General features: G+C 67.2%; 18 protein-coding genes. 6 read left to right on the top strand and 12 right to left on the bottom strand.

Features of this window, described 5'->3' with window-relative positions:
• Positions 1 to 12: 12 nt before the first annotated feature.
• Both LDO14_RS05155 and LDO14_RS05160 read left to right on the top strand, forming a co-directional pair.
• Positions 13 to 279 carry a hypothetical protein gene (locus LDO14_RS05155; RefSeq protein ID WP_018770526.1) on the top strand — a complete coding sequence of 89 codons (267 nt, stop codon included), beginning with the start codon at positions 13 to 15 and terminating at the stop codon, positions 277 to 279.
• A 9-nt stretch (positions 280 to 288) separates the two neighbouring features.
• Complete coding sequence (locus tag LDO14_RS05160) at positions 289 to 1,185, top strand: diacylglycerol kinase family protein (protein ID WP_223994080.1); 897 nt, start codon at positions 289 to 291, stop codon at positions 1,183 to 1,185.
• Between the two features lie 45 nt (positions 1,186 to 1,230).
• Here LDO14_RS05160 and LDO14_RS05165 read toward each other — a convergent pair whose 3' ends face one another.
• The gene (locus LDO14_RS05165; RefSeq protein ID WP_018770524.1) at positions 1,231 to 1,497 is read right to left on the bottom strand and encodes a hypothetical protein; all 267 of its coding nucleotides are present in this window, start codon (positions 1,495 to 1,497) and stop codon (positions 1,231 to 1,233) included.
• A gap of 209 nt (positions 1,498 to 1,706) precedes the next feature.
• Positions 1,707 to 4,400 (bottom strand): PEP/pyruvate-binding domain-containing protein, encoded by a 2,694-nt coding sequence (locus tag LDO14_RS05170; protein ID WP_346656248.1) that lies wholly within the window; start codon positions 4,398 to 4,400, stop codon positions 1,707 to 1,709.
• Between the two features lie 264 nt (positions 4,401 to 4,664).
• Here LDO14_RS05170 and LDO14_RS05175 point away from each other — a divergent pair, with 264 nt between their 5' ends.
• Complete coding sequence (locus LDO14_RS05175) at positions 4,665 to 4,985, top strand: GYD domain-containing protein (protein WP_223994082.1); 321 nt, start codon at positions 4,665 to 4,667, stop codon at positions 4,983 to 4,985.
• Positions 4,986 to 5,091: 106 nt separating this feature from the next.
• Here the strand turns inward: LDO14_RS05175 and LDO14_RS05180 are convergent, their stop codons facing one another.
• Complete coding sequence (locus LDO14_RS05180; protein ID WP_018770521.1) at positions 5,092 to 5,559, bottom strand: hypothetical protein; 468 nt, start codon at positions 5,557 to 5,559, stop codon at positions 5,092 to 5,094.
• A 170-nt stretch (positions 5,560 to 5,729) separates the two neighbouring features.
• On the opposite strand from LDO14_RS05180, the gene LDO14_RS05185 reads away from it, so the two are divergent.
• Together LDO14_RS05185 and LDO14_RS05190 are read left to right on the top strand one after the other, a co-directional pair.
• Positions 5,730 to 6,962 carry a hypothetical protein gene (locus tag LDO14_RS05185; protein ID WP_223995136.1) on the top strand — a complete coding sequence of 411 codons (1,233 nt, stop codon included), beginning with the start codon at positions 5,730 to 5,732 and terminating at the stop codon, positions 6,960 to 6,962.
• Between the two features lie 417 nt (positions 6,963 to 7,379).
• Positions 7,380 to 7,733, top strand: a complete 354-nt coding sequence (locus tag LDO14_RS05190) for a hypothetical protein (RefSeq protein WP_223994084.1) — start codon at positions 7,380 to 7,382, stop codon at positions 7,731 to 7,733.
• A 60-nt stretch (positions 7,734 to 7,793) separates the two neighbouring features.
• On the opposite strand, the gene LDO14_RS05195 is transcribed toward LDO14_RS05190, so the two are convergent.
• Positions 7,794 to 8,267: a MarR family transcriptional regulator gene (locus LDO14_RS05195; protein WP_223994086.1), complete on the bottom strand. Its 474-nt coding sequence runs from the start codon at positions 8,265 to 8,267 to the stop codon at positions 7,794 to 7,796.
• Positions 8,267 to 8,683: a polyketide cyclase gene (locus LDO14_RS05200; RefSeq protein ID WP_223994088.1), complete on the bottom strand. Its 417-nt coding sequence runs from the start codon at positions 8,681 to 8,683 to the stop codon at positions 8,267 to 8,269. The genes LDO14_RS05195 and LDO14_RS05200 overlap by 1 nt, the downstream gene beginning before the upstream one ends.
• Before the next feature lie 325 nt (positions 8,684 to 9,008).
• On the opposite strand from LDO14_RS05200, the gene LDO14_RS05205 reads away from it, so the two are divergent.
• Complete coding sequence (locus LDO14_RS05205; RefSeq protein WP_223994090.1) at positions 9,009 to 10,109, top strand: class I SAM-dependent methyltransferase; 1,101 nt, start codon at positions 9,009 to 9,011, stop codon at positions 10,107 to 10,109.
• Positions 10,110 to 10,154: 45 nt separating this feature from the next.
• On the opposite strand, the gene LDO14_RS05210 is transcribed toward LDO14_RS05205, so the two are convergent.
• From LDO14_RS05210 to LDO14_RS05240, 7 genes are all read right to left on the bottom strand, one after another.
• Complete coding sequence (locus tag LDO14_RS05210; protein ID WP_223995138.1) at positions 10,155 to 11,714, bottom strand: HD domain-containing phosphohydrolase; 1,560 nt, start codon at positions 11,712 to 11,714, stop codon at positions 10,155 to 10,157.
• Positions 11,715 to 11,772: 58 nt separating this feature from the next.
• On the bottom strand, positions 11,773 to 12,528 hold the full coding sequence (locus LDO14_RS05215; RefSeq protein WP_223994092.1) for a hypothetical protein: 756 nt from the start codon (positions 12,526 to 12,528) through the stop codon (positions 11,773 to 11,775).
• Between the two features lie 84 nt (positions 12,529 to 12,612).
• On the bottom strand, positions 12,613 to 13,362 hold the full coding sequence (locus LDO14_RS05220; protein ID WP_223994094.1) for an NAD(P)H-binding protein: 750 nt from the start codon (positions 13,360 to 13,362) through the stop codon (positions 12,613 to 12,615).
• Positions 13,363 to 13,459: 97 nt separating this feature from the next.
• On the bottom strand, positions 13,460 to 13,954 hold the full coding sequence (locus LDO14_RS05225) for a DUF3106 domain-containing protein (protein WP_056393274.1): 495 nt from the start codon (positions 13,952 to 13,954) through the stop codon (positions 13,460 to 13,462).
• Between the two features lie 163 nt (positions 13,955 to 14,117).
• A complete protein-coding gene (locus tag LDO14_RS05230; RefSeq protein ID WP_223994096.1) occupies positions 14,118 to 15,776 on the bottom strand; it encodes a thiamine pyrophosphate-binding protein in 1,659 nt (552 codons plus the stop codon).
• A gap of 110 nt (positions 15,777 to 15,886) precedes the next feature.
• Complete coding sequence (locus LDO14_RS05235; RefSeq protein WP_223994106.1) at positions 15,887 to 16,312, bottom strand: SRPBCC domain-containing protein; 426 nt, start codon at positions 16,310 to 16,312, stop codon at positions 15,887 to 15,889.
• A gap of 93 nt (positions 16,313 to 16,405) precedes the next feature.
• On the bottom strand, positions 16,406 to 16,909 hold the full coding sequence (locus LDO14_RS05240; RefSeq protein ID WP_223994108.1) for an Lrp/AsnC family transcriptional regulator: 504 nt from the start codon (positions 16,907 to 16,909) through the stop codon (positions 16,406 to 16,408).
• Positions 16,910 to 16,946 lie beyond the last annotated feature (37 nt).

Here is a 16,946-nt window from a genome sequence, read left to right on the forward strand (position 1 = left end):
AAGCAGACCCAATTGATTACCCTCCAGCAGGATGCAGACGGCTTCATCCGGATGAACCGGCACTACCCGGCCAGCGTCCGGATCCGGATCGCTTTCAAAGACGGCACTACGGGTGAGTTCTCCGGCCGCACCCTGAACAACGCCTACGACGCCGCGCTCGCGGAATTCCGCGCCAAAAACGGGCTGGATGCGCGCGGCTACTCCCGGACCACCGCGGGCCGGACCAACTCCGGCAACAGCGTCGACTACGTTCCCGTCCACCCAGGGATGGGGGAGTAGCGGGACGCAATGGCCGATGACGGAGCACCCGCGGCCCTCTTTGACCGCGCCGTTGTGATCTTCAATCCGGGCAGGGCCGGGATGGACGCGCGGATCGAGGCGTTGCATCAGGACCTGGCCGCAGACCTGCCGGGCCTGCGGGTTGAGCTGCTGCCCACGGAGTATGCGGGGCACGCCCGCGTGCTTGCGCGGACCGAGGCTGGGCGGGGTGCACCACTCATCGTGTCCGTCAGCGGCGACGGCGGGTACAACGAGGTGGTCAACGGCGTGATGGAGGTTCCCGGCAGCAAAGCGGTGTGCACCGTGATTCCTGCAGGCAACGCCAACGACCATTATCGGAGCCTGCCCGCCCGGACCCTCAGCCAGGCAATCCGGGAGAAAGCGGTCCGGCCCATCGACCTGCTGCGCGTCACGTTCCGCGGCGGCGGCCGGGAGGAGGTCCTGTACGCGCATTCCTACGTGGGTTTCGGGCTGACGCCCTTGATGGCCATCGGCATCGAAAAGGGCGGCAAGGGAAAAGTCCTGGAACTGGTTTCCGTTGCCCGCACGCTCCGGAACCTGAGGCCGTTCGAGCTCGTGCGGGATGACGGCGCCACCGCCAGGTTCGACAGCCTGATCCTGGCCAACATCTCGCGGATGGCGAAGTACGGAACGGTCAGTGAGTCGCACTATCCGGACGACGGCCGGTTCGAGGTAGTGACCCTGCCCCACGCCGGGCTGATGAAGATGGCGCTGATGACGCTCCGCGCCGTGACGCTGGGACTGGGGGAGCAGCCCAGCGTCACCAGCTATGCCTTTTCCACGCGGAATGCTGTGCCGTGCCAGATCGACGGCGAGGTGGTCCATATCCAGGCAGGAACGCATGTCCTGGTGGAAAGCGCCAAGGGTGCCCTGGCCACTCTGTGACCGTTCGCCGCAGGACTGCGTCCGTGCCGTACAGGCCGGAAGTGGTTACGGCTGGACGGAGTCGAAGAAGGTGTAACCGGTGTCCGGCTGTCCGTTCGCTGCCTCATGTGATTTCATCCGGATGAAGTCCATGTCCTGCTGGGACAGCGTGGTCTCGCCGTGGACGTCGTCGTTGGCCGCTTCGCCATTGGCCGCACTGATTTCCGCGGAGAGCGTCCGCGGGAGGATCATGCACCCCGGGTTTTCCAGCAGCCACTGCGTTACAGCGGAGGGAAGCTGGTTCCAGTGGTCGCGGATGCGCAGATCTGTCATGGTGTGCCTTTCGTGGCAGTTGCCGGATGCGAGTCGAAGAGAGTGTCGGCTGCTGCCCGGCGGAGGGACCCAAGGGACGTACTGTCGGAGACAGGATGTCCAGTCACGGGTGTCCCGGGTACGTTGAGTGTACGCCCAATAGCGGGCTCCAACGTGCCGGAAGCCCTGGCATTTTCTGGCTGCCAGCGGGGCTGCCATCCGATGCCCGGTCAGGGGCGTTCCATGGTGACCGTACCGGCGTCGCCATCCACGGCGATCCGCTGCCCGCTGCTGAGCCGCTGCGTCGCCACCCCGGTGCCCAGGACCGCCGGGATGCCATACTCGCGGGCCACGATGGAGCTGTGGCTCAGCGGGCCGCCCACGTCGGTCACCACGGCGGACGCCATGGCGAACAGCGGAGTCCACGCGGGAGTAGTAATGCGGGCCACCAGCACCTCGCCGGGCCGCATCTGGCCGAAATCCCCGGGTCCGCGCAGGACGCGCGCCGGTGCGGTGACCTTGCCGGAACTGGCGCCGGCGCCCTTGATTACGTCGCCGGCCTGGTGCTGGGAGCCTGCCGGCATCCACGACCCGAAAGACCGTTCCATCCACTTGCTCTCGGGAAGCATCTGCGGTGCATTCGCCTTCGCCTGGCCCCGCCACAGCATCCGGCGATCCTCGACGGCGGCGGCCCGGACGGGACGGGCAGCTCCGGCAATCACCACGGCGGCCGGAGCCCCTGGCTCGGCGAGACCGAATTCGACGGCGCTCCGCAGCTCCTGGAGCCGGAGCCAGAACACGTCATCCGGCGCCGCGACCACGTGGGAGTCTACCAGGCGCCGGCCGAGTTCCAGCAGCATGCGCCGCATCAGCGGCCAGGCCAGCCCGACGTCGGCCAGCGCGTCTTCGCGTGAGGGTGCCGTTTCCTGGGCCCACTTCAGCAGCCGGTGGAACAGGGCCCGGCGCCGCGGCCCCAGCCGGGCGGCCATCTCCCGGGTCAGTTCCTCGCGGCGTTCGGTGAGCTGCCGCTGCCGCTCGTGCGGGTCCGTGCCCTGCCCGCGCAGGTAGAACTTCACCGTCTCCAGCTGGGCGGACGGGTCGTCGGCCGGCACCGGGGTGGCGAAGTCCAGGTTGTAGACGGCATGCCCGTACAGGTCCAGGTGCTCCTTGAAGGCAAGCCGCCATTCCTGCCACAAGACGTCGTCCACCCCGTCCGGTGCGGCACCGGTGCGCTGGCTCCCGGCGAGCTCCGCCGTCGGCCGCTCCAGCAAAGCCGCTGCCAGCGCCGGATCGCTGCGCGCCCAGCCCGCCAGATCGTAGAGGGACTTGTCCGCCCGGATGGGTTCGCTGTCGAAGCCCAGCAGGAACGCCTGGGCGGGAGGATCGCCGTGGCGCCGGACGGCCCTGCCATAGAACGTCCGGAACGAGATCTCGCTCATGGCGGCGAGCGGAATGATGGACTGCACGGCGGTGTAGTACACGGTTCCGGCGTCCAGGAGGGCCTGAACGCCCTCCAGCAGCTGCCCGCCGGCGAGCTCCGAAGGGGGTTTCACGGACCAGTCCTTGACCAGCTGCTGGTAGCGCGGGTGCGAATAGTCGCGCCACCCGGGGATGCCCATGTGCGCCGTGCCGCGCAACAGCGCCCCCATCGCCGGCACCGTCCGGCCGGTCATCCGCAGCATGGCCCAGTTGCGGTAGTAGTAATAGGCGTAGCCGTTGATGGTGGGGAACCGCACGTCGCTTTCGCGGAGGGAGTTGATGCCCAGCGCCTGGTCCATCAGGGCGGACAGCGAGCGGGACACCGAGCCGTCAATGAGGTCGGCGAAGAGCGGGGAGAGCGGGTCCGGCATCTGCTCCACGATGCTCGCCCGGAAGTAGAGCCCGTTGGGATAGGGCACGGGCCAGGTCTCGGGGACGTCGGCCGCGGGTTCGGGAAGGGCGGTGATGGGCCGGGACTGCAGCAGGAAGAACCGGCCGCCGGCCCGCGCCCATTCGACGTCCTGCGGAGACCCGAAGTGGTCCGCGATCCGCTGGCCGTAGCGGGCCAGCTCCGCAGCTGCCGCGTCATCCAGGACAGGCGCACGACGGCGGGCTTCCGCCACCGGCTGCTCCCGGGTTCCGTTCTCCACGGGAACCGTCATGACCTCCTTGTCGGCTGTCTGCCGCGAGATGATCCTGCCGGTGGCGGACTCAACCACCAGGTCATCGGTGGTCACCGTTCCGCTGACCACGGCCTCGCCCAGGCCCCATGCGGCGCTGATCGCCGTCTGGTCGCGCCGGCCGTTGGCGGGGTTGGCGGTGAACATGACGCCGGCGGCGCCGGCTTCCACCATCTGCTGGACGACGACGGCGAGCCGCACCTGCCCGGGCTGCACACCTTCGCGGGCGCGGTAGGCCATGGCGCGCGCCGTCCAGAGGGAGGCCCAGCAGTCGGTCACGGCTTGGGTCAGGGCGTCCTGGCCGCGGACGTTCAGGTAGGTTTCCTGCTGCCCGGCGAAACTGGCCGACGGGAGGTCCTCGGCGGTGGCGGAGGAACGCACCGACACGGACGTCCCGCTGCCCAGGCGTTGGTAGGCGCCCGCGAGTTCGGTTCTGATGGCCGGTGGCATGGTGCCTTTGCCGAACAGGGCCCGTAGCTGCCCGGAGGCGTGTTCGTAGTCCTCCGGCGAGGCGTCGGGTGGAAGGGAGGCCAGTTCCCGGATGGCCGCATCGAGGTTGTTCCCGGTGATGAATTCCGAGTAGGCGGCGGTGGTGAGGACGAACCCGGGCGGGACCGGCAGGCCGGCCTGGATGAGGCCGCCGAGGCCCACCGCCTTGCCGCCGGCTGTGCCGAGGTCGTCCCGGCCCACGTCGCCCAAGTCCTTGACATAGGTCATGACTGTGTCCCCCTGCCGCGCATCGCCGTCGGCCGTTTCAGACGGCACACCCCGCCTGCGTCCCGGGAGCCGTCCTCCTGCAATTGACATGTTCCAGCCTGTGCCGCGGCGCCGGGACCCAGCTAGGGCCTAACGGCCTTCCGGAAGCGTCCGCATACCCCTAATCGCGGTGTTGCCACGGCGCCCGCCATTAGGTATCCCCGCGTATTGACTGCCTGTAGCCGGAGGCATACTTTCGGCCTTGTCGGGGCCGGACATCCGTAATCCGCGGAATGTGGCGCCGTCGCATGCACATGCCAGGGAGGAAAGACCATGCCGAAGTATTTGTTTGAAGCAACGTACGTGGGCCAGGGGATCAAGGGGCTGATGCAGGAAGGCGGTACCAAGCGGCGTGATGCCCTGGCGGAGGCCTTGAAGTCCGTGGGCGGCTCGCTGGAGAGCTTCTACTACGCGTTTGGCTACTATGACGTCCTTGGCGTGTTCGAGGCGCCCGACGATGCAAGTGCCGCGGCACTGTCGCTGCTGATCAATTCGACCGGGAACGTCAACGTCCGCCTGAAGCCGCTCCTCACCGTGGAAGACCTGGACCAAGCAGCCAAGAAGACGCCGTCGTACCGGGCCCCGGGACAATAGGCGGGTTTGCAGCTTTGCAGTGGGCCGGCGTCGGGGAATTTACGACGGCGGCCCGCCGGCTTGGGCGTTCCACCCAGCTTGGGCGTGCCAGCGTGCAGTGTGGGGCCTAGGGCAGGGCCGGATGGCCGAAGGAGGGACGCTGGCCGGAGCGGTAGGCGGAGTCGATGATGGGCTCGAGTTCGTCGAGCACGGTGTGGTTTCCGGGGAGAACCACATGGGCCAGGAATTCCGATTCAAGCGTGGCAATGCCGGCTGCCGCCGCCCCGAGTTTGGCGTCGATGGCCAGCGCCAGGGCATGCCAGGATTTGCGGTTGACGCGTTCCAGGACCTTGGCGTTCGCTTCGTGGAGCCGGCTGTCCGCGATGTCCCCGCGGATGGCCAGGGCGCCTTCTGACTGCAGCAACTGCATGACGATCCGGAACTGCCTGCCGTCGCCCTTGAAGGCGACGGCGCCCAGGCTTCCCCGCTGGCTGAAGATGATGTCCGTTGCCCCGTAGTTCTCGAGCGCCTGCCTGATGTGTTTCCGGGAAACCTCGCTGCTGTAGGAGTCACCCCGGGTGTAAGGACCTGTCATCTTCTAACTATGCGCCCTTTTGGCAGCGTGCGCGTACGCGCACCACGGCGGGCGGGGCTATTCCGTGGTGGCAAAGACTTCTGCGACCCGCGGAGCGCCCACGGTGTGGACCGCAGGTAGGATCGGAGGATTGCCGCGGGGGTCGGCAATACGTTTGGGGGAACACCGTGATGCATCTGCCGCTCCGCCGTGCCGCAGGCGCGGCCCTTTCTGCCGGGACGGCACTGCTGGCCACCGCATCGCTCATACTGGGATCCGCCGTCGTAGCCGCCCCCGCGTCCGCGGCCGATCCGAAGGTGATTGGCGCCGTCGGCCAGCCGCTGGGTATTGCGTCCGGCCCGGACGGCACGCTGTACCTCAGCGACTACAACTGGGCGGGCAGCGTCAACGCCTACAGGCCGGGGGAGACGGTGCCGTCCCGCACCATCACCACCGGGCACTTCCCCACCTCGCTGGCCGTAACGCCGGACGGGACGCTGTACGTGGCGCAGAGCAATGGTGCGCAGTCAGAAATCGGCGTGGTGGCACCGGGCGCGGACGAAGTCTCGCTGGTGATGAAGGTTCCTGCCGGCACGCGGTGGCTGGCCGTGGGGCCGGAGGGATCGCTCTACGTGGTCAATTCGGACCAGAACTCGGTGTCTGTGGTGAAGCCGGGCGATGCGTGGGTGCAGCGGATCATCCAGGCCGGGCCGTATCCAGTGAAGGTCGCACTGGCCAAGGACGGGACGGCCTATGCCACCAACCAGCTGGCCGGCACCGTCACCGTGGTTCCGGCCGGTGCGCCGTGGCCGTCGCACACGATTGATGTGGGTGCCAGGGCCGAGCCGCACGGGATCGCCGCAGCGCCGGACGGGACCGTCTATGTGGCCAACATCCTCACCAACGATGTTGCGGTGATCGAGCCCGGCGGCACAACGGTGGCGCGGCGGATTCCTGTGGGCACTGCGCCGCAGGAGGTGCTGGCCGCTGCCGACGGGACCGTGTACGTGACCAACAGCCTGGACGACACCGTCTCCGTCATCCCCGCCGGGGCGACGGCTGCCGCGCATACCATCGCCACCGGGGACGATCCCGCCAGGATGGTGCAGCGCAGCGACGGGTCCGTGGTGGTGGTCAACAGGAAAGGCAGGTCACTGACCGTGCTCGACGGCGGACCGGCCACCGGAGCGGCGCCCACCACGGGCGGGGGAGAGCCAGCAGCAGCAGCCGACGGCGGCGCATCAGATGGTGCCGGGTCAGAAGGTGCCGACATCGCCCAGGGATCCTTCGATGTGGCACTTCCGGCAGTCGCCGCCGGAGCGGGCGCTTTGTTCCTGGGCGGCGCCGCCTTGCTTGTTGTGGTGCTGCGCCGCCGCCGGAAGGTCAGCGGGGCTGACGGCGCCGAGGTGTGGGCGCTGGACTAGCCCAAGCCCTCCGGCTGATGCGCCGGGCTGACAGCGTCCGGCTTCTGGTCGCTCTGCGCGTAGTACGACCTCAGGCCATGCTTCACGCCCAGCCGGATGATCCAATACAAAAGAGTTGCGCCAAGTGCCACAGGCACAACCATTACCGCCGCATTCAACAGCATCCACGCAATATCCACAGTGTCCCCCAATGTGAGTTTCTCCAAGCCTCTCACGAGTGACACCTCCGGGAAATTCAAGGCCCGTGCCATGGATCGTCAAAAGCCATCCCGGAATTAAGTTCCGGGAGTAGCACCTTTGCCCTTTCGGTGCGGGTGGCGGCAAAGCCCAATTGACAGTCCAGCCGGACGCAATCTTTGAGACTCCAAGCACGTACACATTGGTTGAAGCCAAACGCATCAGGTACAGCCTGAACAATTGGCGCGCGAATACATCACCCTAATGTCCAAAACCGGGCCCGCTGCTCCTGTGCTTTTTCTTTTGGGTGCAGCCCCGCCGGTTCGGGTCAAAGGCCTTGGGCAACTTGAGATAGCCGAAGCCGTAGGCCGCTTCCTCGGTCCCGTGCTGGAACGTGTCGCCGACGTATCCCTTCCGTCTGAATCCGAGCTGATGGCCCGCCTACCGGAGGTTTTCTGTTGGATCTCCTGGCCGGAACTGGACGGCTGTGTCCGGGAAGCGGCTGCTACTTATTCAGCCGGCCATCCATCCGGTGATGCTTCGGTACAACGCATTGCCGCCTTTGTTCAAAACGCCATCGCCTGGCATGCCTGATTTTGCAACGGGACCTGACCGTGGACCTGCCCTGACGAAGAGGAAGTAACCGCGGCTTCATCAACTGTGCTTGGAACGGCTTTCCTTGGCCGCCGTCGTGGGCGCTCCGAGGTCTGGACGGGCCAGGCGGCGGAGCAGGGATATGGCATCGTCGACGGGCACAGGTTGGAAGAACTGCGCGTCGGCGAGCTCGACGGCGGCGATTGCGCGTGGCGCCAGCTGGGCTCCGGCGTCGGTGACGCGCAGCCGTTTGGCACGGGTGTCCGCCGGATCGACTTCCCGTTCGATGAGTCCCTTGGCTTCCAGTGCGCGCAGGACCTGGGAGGCCATCTTGACGTCGGTGCCGGCCTGCCGTGCCAGGGCCAGCTGGTTCGGGTGTTCACCTTGGTTATTGAGCCACCAGGCGCAGGCGAGCAGCACAAACTGCACGTGGGTGAGGTCGAGCGGCGCCAAGGCTGCCGCGATGTCCCGCTGCCAGCGCAGCGTGGTGTGCCAGAGTAGGAATCCGGGACTTTCGCCGGGGTTGAGGGGCATCAGCCGCCAGCCATCCTGACCAGGGCGGCCATGGTCTCGGGCCAGTCGGCGGTGATGCCGGGTCCAATCTGCGGGCCAGCTTCGTTGGCGCCGTCGCCGGTGATCTCCATCCGGTACACCACCCGGTTCCGGTTGGGTTCGATGGTGTCGATGCGGTGGGTGGTCCTTAGGAGAAGGTCGCCGAAGCGGGCCTCATCCACGAACCGTTCGTTTTCAATAGCTTCGGCGATGATCAGCGGGATCGGATCGTCACCCGGGGGCGTCATCAGGATCTGCGAGCCCGTGGCGAACGGGCCGTTGATCTCGATCTTCTCGATCTCCCCGTTCCAGGCGCCCCAGTTCTCGACGTCGGACCACAGCCGCCAGATGGACTCAGGCGTGGCACTGGTTTCGATGCTGTTCTCGTATTCCCACATGGTGGCCTCCTCGGCAGATGGTCTATGCAAAGATTATCTATGCACGGACTATTTTGGTCCACAGGCAACCCGTGCCGCTCCTGTATCCTGACATGTAGGTTCAAGGGCTTCAGCGCCCCATCGACCAAGCCCGGTTTACTGCCGGATGTCGGTCTGGAATCCTGGCCCGCCGCCTTGGACGTCATCGAACCGCCACTGCAATCGTCAGGATCCGATTGCCCCCAATATCTTGGAATGGATCTTCATCCCTACTCACACCCCAGCTCCCGCGGGAATCCCACCCGCTGACCCCAAACCTTCGCGCGCTGCTGCGGTGGATGGATACGTGGCCTGGGTTGAGGCCGGCGCCGGCGTGACCGCGCGGTGGCGCTCGGCGAACGGCAGGCCGGCACCGGGGCACGTGGAAGTGGTGGACGACGCCCTCACCGCCGATGCTGCGTACCGCATGGCATCACAGGGGACCGCGATGCTCTGGCACGGCGACTTCCACAACGCGCGGCAGATCCTCAACGCCCTGGACCGACGGATAGGCACCGGAAAGAAGGCCGGCGGAACCCCTGCCGAGCAGTTCTACCGGCACCGGCAGTCCGCCTCGCACCGCGCACGCATTCTGGGCCTGCTGCTGATTCCCCTCGATCCGGGCCCGGTGGTGCCGCTGCGCCGCGCACCGGATATCCGGGAAGCCGCGGCGGAAGCGTACGGAGGCATTGGAGAATCTTCCGTGGTGTCCCTGCACGAGCTCGTCGGGGCCGTCGGCGCCCACGAGTGGCGGCGGAATGGTGTCTACGTCGATGCTCTGCAGGACCGCATCCACCCGCATTACGGCACGTTCTTTCCCACCCGCAGCGAGTACGTGGATCTCGTGGCGGCGGCCGCACTGCCCTCCGATACGCTGGCGTTCGACGTCGGAACCGGCACCGGAGTGCTCGCCGCCGTCCTCGCCCGCCGCGGCCTCCGCCGCGTGATCGCCACCGACAACGAGCCGCGTGCCATCGCCTGCGCCACTGAGAATTTCCGGAACCTCGGTGTCCAGGACCGCGCGGAGGCGGTCCTGACCGACATGTTCCCGCCCGGACGGGCACCGCTGATCGTGTGCAACCCGCCCTGGATTCCGGCCACGCCGCATTCCAGCCTGGACAGCGCCGTCTACGACCCTGGGAGCAGGATGCTGTTCCGCTTCCTGGCCGAACTCCCCGGCCATCTGGAGCCGGGCGGTGAGGGCTGGCTGGTCCTGTCCGACCTGGCCGAGCACCTGGGCCTGCGGTCGCGGAAGGACCTGCTGGCCGCCGTCGAAGCGGCCGGGCTGAAGGTGACGGAGCGGCTCGACACCAAGCCAACGCATCCGAAAGCTTCCGACCGCGAAGATCCCCTGTTCGAGGCGCGCTCGGCCGAGGTCACGTCCTTGTGGCGGCTTGTCAGCCGCTAGCACCAAGGGATGTGCCCCACGAGGCGGGCACTGCGCGGCCCGGCGCTAATTGGGCGCCGTCCCGTAATCGGTCAGGCCGTTCCTGATCGCGAACAAGGTGGCCCCCACCCGGTTGGTTGCACCGATCTTGGTGTAGATGTGTTCCACGTGGTTGCGGACGGTTTTCCGGGAGAGGAAGAGGCTGTCCGCGATCTCGGCCGGAGTCATGCCGCGGCAGAGCATGCCGAGGATTTCCACTTCCCGCGGGGTGAGCCCAGCCGCGGCGACATGCGAACGGCGGGGCTGTTGGCCGGCCGCCACGAGCACGGCCTCCACTGCTCCGGCGGCGAGCCTCCCGGCCGAAACTTCCTGCCGGAGCCGGGCGGCCGCATCAGCCGGGGTGAGCGCGGGCCGGTGCGGGCGTGGCTCCACGGAGGCATGGTAGGAGTCCGCTGCCGCCAGGATCCGCTGCTTGATCCCCAGCTCGTTTCCGCCGATCCCTCGTGGATAGCCGGACCCGTCCAGCCGCTCGTGGTGTGAGCCGGTGAGGGCCGCCTCGCCCTTCAGGCCGGGAACGCGGCTGAGGATCCGTTCGCCCAGGAACGGATGCATGCGGATACGTTCCAGCTCCAGCGCTGAGAGGGGCTCCTTCTTGTCCCACACCTGGTTGGACACCCCCAGGCGGCCCAGGTCGTGCACCCAGCCTGCGCGGCGGAGCTCGGTGACGTCGTCCGCCGGCAGCCCATGCTCCTCGCCCGCGGCGGCCGCCAGGGCCGCCACCGCGCGGGAGTGTCCGGCCGTGTAAGGGGACTTGAGGTCCGCGAAGTCGCCGATGGCGCGCAGCACCACATCCAGTTGGCTGCCCGACAGGGGAGCGTCAGTGGGCGCCACGTCAAGGGCCGCCTGCCAGCAGTCGACGTCGAGGAGTCCTTCGGTGAGTGCCTGGGCTTGGTCGATGAACAGCCCGGCCAGTGCGGGATCGAACTGGCTGCCGCGGCGTGCCCGCACCATGTCCACCGCGCCCGCCACGCCTTCCCTCCGCAGGAAGACCTCGGCCGTATCCGCCAGGTGCATGATCCGCATTTCCAATGGAATGTCCGGCCCCGCCACCCCCTCCGGCAGCCCCTTGCCGTCCCACCGCTCAAAGGTGTGGGTGAGCAGTCCTGCCACGCCGTCGTCGAGCCCTACACTGCTGGCCAGCACTCCGGCGGAGACGCAATGCGAGGCAATCATGGTCCGCACCGCCCCGCTGCCGGTCGCCGCGAAACGCGTCCAGCGGGCAACGCGGGCCAGCGGCGGGAGGCCGGCGCCGGCGTGACTGAACATGCCGGCGTACATGGGCAGGCCGTGCTGGTCGCGGCGGTAATAGTCGGCGCGGAAGCCGATATCGTCCGTGAACAGCGCGGCGAGTTCAAAGGAATCCGCGTGGCAGCCGATCCAGGCCAGCTGGTTGGCGTAGTAGATCCTGCCCTGGCCGGCGTCGTCCACGCCCGCCGCCCCGGCGATCCGCAACGCCAGCAGGGACGCACGCAGCATGTGCTCCATCGGCTGCCCAAGCCCCAGGTCGATGGCGAGCGACAGCCCGGCCAGGACTTCGCTGCGCCGGGGCGCAGCCGATGACTGCATCACACCTGCCATTCTAGGAAGCCGCCAGCCACGGCAGTAGGGACCACGCGTGCGGCTGTTATGCCGTCTGGTTCTTCCCGGTCCGTGCCTGGACGGGGCCTGGTCCGGCGGATCGTGCGGTGGACGGGAACCTGACGCCCACCTGCGCTCCGAACAGTCCACGCTGCGGAAGCCAGAAGTCCGCCAGGTGGTCCTGGACCGGCAGTGGGCCCGGAGCTCCCGCGTCCTCATCCCGGATGGTGGCCTGGGAATCCGTCACGAGCCACAGCTGCCGCGGCTGGGCCTGGAACGTCTGGCCATTGGGCACAACGCCTGATACTTTCATCCTGCCCGCGCCGAGCAGCGGGCCGGCGAATGCCCCCATGGCCCGGAGCACCAGCTCGTTCCGCCACAGGCTTTCCGGCATCCGCACGGCCATGGCGGTCAGCATCGTGGTGGCCGCGGACGTGCCCAGCTGCAGGCGCCAGTCAAGCACGCCCGGAACCGTGATGACGGCGGTGAAGGGCCCGCTCCACTGGATGTCGACGTCGGTCTCCACCGTATGGTGGACGGCCGCCCCGAAGTAGCGGGCGCAGCTGAACTCGGGCGCGGTGTTGGCGTAGATGGTCCACTCGCCGCCGGGCGTCCGGTGCCAGACGGAGCGGTAGCCGGGGCCGACGGAGCTCACCGGGAAATCCCGGAAGGCCAGGTAGTGGCCGCTGGTGAAAGGCAGCCCCAGGACGGCGTAGCCGGCGAAGTGCTCGGCGGCGTCCTCGGGAAGTTCGGCAAGTTTGCGTGTTGCCTCTGCTGATGACTGCGGCTGGTAGATGGTCATGGCCGCCTCCTTTTCTCTATGAGGCGAGACTATGACCGGGCCGCAGCAGGGGCATGGGGCAGTTGCCCCATTTAGCATCGGCTTTTACGCGGCGTCGATGGCGTCGAGCCACTCCTGGAACGTTTGGCGTCCGACGGCGGAACCCGGCGCCGGGATCAGCCCGCCGTTGCGCATTGCCTTGCCCATGGGGCCCGGCACCCGGAGCGGAACGATCAGTTTTTTCTGCTGCGTCTTGGCCAGATAGGCCGCCACCAGGCCTTTCAGGTGTTCGGTCCGCGGGCCGCCGAGGTCTGGAATGCGTCCCTTCGGCCCGGACTCGGCCGCATCCACGAGGGCAGCCGCCACCTCCTTTGCCGCCACCGGCTGGGTGACCATCGTGGGCACGAGGACCAGCAGGCCCACTGAGGCGGCCTTGATGGACATCGGTACGAACTCGTGGAACTGGGTGGACCGGAGGATGGTCCAGGGAATGCCGCCGTGCTTGACTTCGTCTTCCTGCACCAGCTTCCCGGCGTACAGTCCTGAATTGGCTTTGTCGATGCCCACAATGGACAGCGCCACATGGTGCTTTACGCCGGCCTTCTTCCCGGCGGCCAGCAGGTTCTGGGTGGCGTTGGTGAAGTAATCCACGGCCTTCTTGGTGGACATGGCCTGGATGCCGGAGACGTCGATGACGGTCTCGACATTTTGGAGTGCCTGATCGAGGCCGCGCCCGTTGACCAGGTCCACCCCCTCCGCGCGGCTGAGGCTGGCCACCTCATGCCCGCGTTTCCTGGCGATGGCCACGACGTGGCGGCCCACTGTACCGGTTCCCCCTGCAACGGCAATCCTCATGGTTGGAATCCTATGCCGGGTGACTGACAAAGCTGCTGGTCTGTGGGCGTTTCCGACGGGTTCTAACCCGCCACCGCCGCGGCATCGGACGTTGATCCTACGCCCTGTCGCTGCTACCGAATCCGGCCTTTCCTCCAAGTGCAGCAACGGCTGCTCCTACCGCAGCGACACCGACAGTTGCGGCGACTGTGACCATCTTGATTGCAAATGCCTTGTGCTCGCTGTCCTTCACTGCCTCCCTGTCGACTGATTCGCGAATCATTTCTAGAATCCTGAATCTGTCTTCAACGGTGAGATTATCGCGTTCCAGTTCGCGATTCAGGGTCTTTCGATACGACTTGTATGCGTCGTGTACCTTCTTCTGACTTTTCCAGCTGAATTTTTGGGTGCTCTCGTACCGCTGCTCAAGAGAATCCAGTGTTTCGGCCACGAGCGATTTGAAATGCGGAAACTGCTCGATGGCCTTAAACGCAACTTCTTTGTCCATCTGCGGCATCTCTGCCACGAAAGTGAGAAGTTTTTCCTTGGATAGGTTCCGCCAAGAGTCAATGTTCAGCGCTTTCTTGACATCGTCCTCGCTAGTCAACGTCATGTGTGCCCCCGTCTTTCCTACTTGCGCCTGTGCTCCACATGGTATCCGCGGAGGGACGCGTCCGCTGTTTCAAGGGTTCCACCCACAACTAAGGGACATCGTTGCGGCAATGGGCGGCGCCGCTGGTGACGTGATTGTCAACCGTGGAGATCGACCGATCCGACTATCCCACTACTGCAGCCTTCGCCGCCCGCGTCGCGTTCATCCACTCAGTCAGCCACGGCGCCCGCACGCTGGAGGTGATCCGGCAGTCCGCAACAAAGGTTCCGCGAGCGCCGGCGTCGATCCAATCCTGCAGCGCGGACAGGTCGCCAAGGGAGCGGATGACAGCTGACTCAGCCCCAAGAGCACTCGCAACTCCACTGAAGTCCACCTCCGGAATCAGCATCGGCTTCTCGGTGAGCCCCTGCGAGCCGTACTGGTGGATCTCGGCCCCGTAGGCGGCGTCGTTGTAGATCACCACGATGGCGCTGCGGGCCGTACCGATCAGAGACTCGAGGTCGGACAGGCCCATCAGGAAACCGCCATCGCCGGAGGCCAGCACCAGAGTGCGGACGTCCTCCAGCGCGCGGGCTGCCCCGACGGCGCTGGCCAGGCCCAGCCCGATGGTCTGGTAGGCGGTCCCCACCATCACCAGGTCCTGCGGCCGCGGGATGTTCCAGTACATGGGCGCCCAGCCGATGAAGTGGCCGCCGTCCTGGACCACGGTGCGGCGCTCCGGCAGCACGGCGTCAAGGGCGGTGGCGAGGGCGCGCGGGTCCAGGCGCCCGTCCACAGTTTCGGCCGAACCCAAATCCTGCCCCGGCCCCGCAGCCAGACGCTTCGAGGCTTCGGCCCGCCACCCCGCCACAGCGGCCTCGCCGTCCAGTAGCGACAACAGCCGTGAAGCGGCGGCCTTCGCATCTGCCTGAACGAAAAGGTCCACCCGCGGATTCGTCGGCTCCACCGCGGTGTCGATCTGGATGACGGTGCTGTCCGGGCCCAGCAGGTGCCCGAACCGCATGGTGAACGGGCTCAGGCTGGCCCCGGCCACCAGGACCACGTCGGCCTCGCCCATGAGCCCGGCGGCGGTGTCGGTGCCGAAACCGCCGGCCACGCCTAGGTACCCCTCGCCCTTGAGGAGGTTGAGCGCCAGGGCGGTTCCGGCGGTCAGTGCGCCGAGCCGGTCGGCGAGTTCGCGGAGTTCCGGGCCTGCTCCGGCCAGGTGCGCACCCCGGCCGGCCAGGATCAGCGGCCGCCTGGCACCGGCCAGCAGGCGGGCAACCTGCCCAAGGCCGCCGTCGACGTCGTCCGTCACCTTTGGTGCCGCCGGCTCCGGAAGGTCCTCGTCCCCGGCCTCGAGGGCCGCGAGATCGTAGGGGATGGCAAGGACGACGGCGGTGCGGCGCGTGAGTGCGTACTCCACCGCCTGCCGGGTGATGGCGCCCGCGGCGTCGCGGGTGACGGTGAAGGTGGCCGCGCCGAGGCCGGTGGCGATGGCTGTTTGGTCCACGTCCCAGGGCCGGGCGCCGGTGGTGGGGGCGTCGCCGGTGACCAGCACCACCGGGATCTGCGCCTGGACCGCCTCGGCCAGGGCGGTGAGCGCGTTGGTGTAGCCGGGGCCGTAGGTGGTGGTGCCCGCGGCGAGCCGTCCCGAGGTCCGGTAGTAGGCGTCGGCCGCGGCGATGGCGGCGCCCTCATGCCGGACGGGGGAGAAGCGGAGGCCCTGCTGCTCGGCGGCGTCCAGGAAGTAGACGTTGCCGTTGCCCATGACGCCGAAGACGTCGCTGACATAGCTGCTGAGAACCTGCGCCACGCGGCCGGAGACGGTGAGTGAAGTCATGCAGGCATCGTGTGGCCTGGCGGCGAAACAGGCAACACACGGAAATGCAGTTGGTACTTTTGGCGGCAGAGGAGCGGGCTAACTGACAAAACGCCCAGCTGTGGTGCGTATCACGCCTCCCGCTCAACGAGCTTCCGGAACGTCTCCAGCTCGCCCTGAAAGCTGCCTTGATACGAGCCGGTCGCGAAGAGCCGGCCGAAAATCGCGGACACGAAACCGCGCGTCACGATCACCTGGTCAATGCGGGTGCCCGCGCCATCGGCGGTGAATGTCACATCGGACTCGCCCTTCAGGATGGCGTTGCCGAAGCGGGTACGGATGTGACGAGGCCGCTCGACCGTGAGAACCTCGGTGGGGCTCGTCATCCGCCCGAACTGCACCGTATAGCGGCTGCCGGCCTCATCGATAGGACCGACGCGGTCGGTCACGCCGCTGACTCCGCCGATCCATTCATGGAACCGGTCAGGATCAGTCCAGATTGCGAAAACCCGCTCAGGGGGCGCTCCGACAAACGTGGACAGCCGGTACGTAGGCATGTGTTCAGTATGCGCTCCCGGGCACGCGGAGGCGAGGGACAGGGCTCGCCCGCACGCCGGGAAAGCTGCGAAGAAGTCCGCCGTCGGACGTGGTTAGTCCGGCGTGCGGGATTCCTGCTCTGACAGCCGGCTGATGAGGCCGTCATAGCGGGGCGGCATGAGTTCCAGGATGGAGATGGCCGTGCTGGTCCGCTGGATCCCGTCGATCTCCAGGATCTGGTTGGTTATGCGGTAGAGGTCGGCCGTGCCGCGGGCCACCACCTTGGCCATGAGGTCCGCGTCCCCGGTGGTCGCGTGCACCTCGATGACCTCCGGGATGGCGGCGAGCCCGTTCTCCACCGAGCCGGTCCGGGTCTGGCTGATGGAGAGGGAGAGGAAGGCCATGAGTTCGTAGCCGAGCGCGGCGGGGTCCAGCCTGCGGCTGAAGGAGCGGAGCGCGCCGCTGCGCTCCAGCCGCGCCAGCCGGGCGTGGACGGTGTTGCGGGCGACGCCGAGTGTCCGGGAGAGTGCCAGGGCGCTGGCTTCGGGGTCCTTGTCCAGGGCAAGGATGATCCGGCCGTCGAGGGAATCGAGGGTGCGAGAGTTTGCGATGGTCATATTTTCACCAGGGGTACTAGAAGTTGAGCAGAAGTCC

Origin of the sequence: Arthrobacter sp. NicSoilB11, assembly GCF_019977375.1 — a bacterium.
Classification (GTDB): Bacteria; Actinomycetota; Actinomycetes; order Actinomycetales; family Micrococcaceae; genus Arthrobacter.

Excerpts from the sequence above, each read along its gene's own strand:
- LDO14_RS05160 (WP_223994080.1), top strand. The coding sequence starts at position 289 with ATGGCCGATGACGGAGCACCCGCGGCCCTCTTTGACCGCGCCGTTGTG.
- LDO14_RS05165 (WP_018770524.1), bottom strand. The coding sequence starts at position 1,497 with ATGACAGATCTGCGCATCCGCGACCACTGGAACCAGCTTCCCTCCGCT.
- LDO14_RS05175 (WP_223994082.1), top strand. The coding sequence starts at position 4,665 with ATGCCGAAGTATTTGTTTGAAGCAACGTACGTGGGCCAGGGGATCAAG.
- LDO14_RS05180 (WP_018770521.1), bottom strand. The coding sequence starts at position 5,559 with ATGACAGGTCCTTACACCCGGGGTGACTCCTACAGCAGCGAGGTTTCC.
- LDO14_RS05185 (WP_223995136.1), top strand. The coding sequence starts at position 5,730 with ATGCATCTGCCGCTCCGCCGTGCCGCAGGCGCGGCCCTTTCTGCCGGG.
- LDO14_RS05195 (WP_223994086.1), bottom strand. The coding sequence starts at position 8,267 with ATGCCCCTCAACCCCGGCGAAAGTCCCGGATTCCTACTCTGGCACACC.
- LDO14_RS05200 (WP_223994088.1), bottom strand. The coding sequence starts at position 8,683 with ATGTGGGAATACGAGAACAGCATCGAAACCAGTGCCACGCCTGAGTCC.
- LDO14_RS05210 (WP_223995138.1), bottom strand. The coding sequence starts at position 11,714 with ATGCAGTCATCGGCTGCGCCCCGGCGCAGCGAAGTCCTGGCCGGGCTG.
- LDO14_RS05215 (WP_223994092.1), bottom strand. The coding sequence starts at position 12,528 with ATGACCATCTACCAGCCGCAGTCATCAGCAGAGGCAACACGCAAACTT.
- LDO14_RS05220 (WP_223994094.1), bottom strand. The coding sequence starts at position 13,362 with ATGAGGATTGCCGTTGCAGGGGGAACCGGTACAGTGGGCCGCCACGTC.
- LDO14_RS05225 (WP_056393274.1), bottom strand. The coding sequence starts at position 13,954 with ATGACGTTGACTAGCGAGGACGATGTCAAGAAAGCGCTGAACATTGAC.
- LDO14_RS05230 (WP_223994096.1), bottom strand. The coding sequence starts at position 15,776 with ATGACTTCACTCACCGTCTCCGGCCGCGTGGCGCAGGTTCTCAGCAGC.
- LDO14_RS05235 (WP_223994106.1), bottom strand. The coding sequence starts at position 16,312 with ATGCCTACGTACCGGCTGTCCACGTTTGTCGGAGCGCCCCCTGAGCGG.
- LDO14_RS05240 (WP_223994108.1), bottom strand. The coding sequence starts at position 16,909 with ATGACCATCGCAAACTCTCGCACCCTCGATTCCCTCGACGGCCGGATC.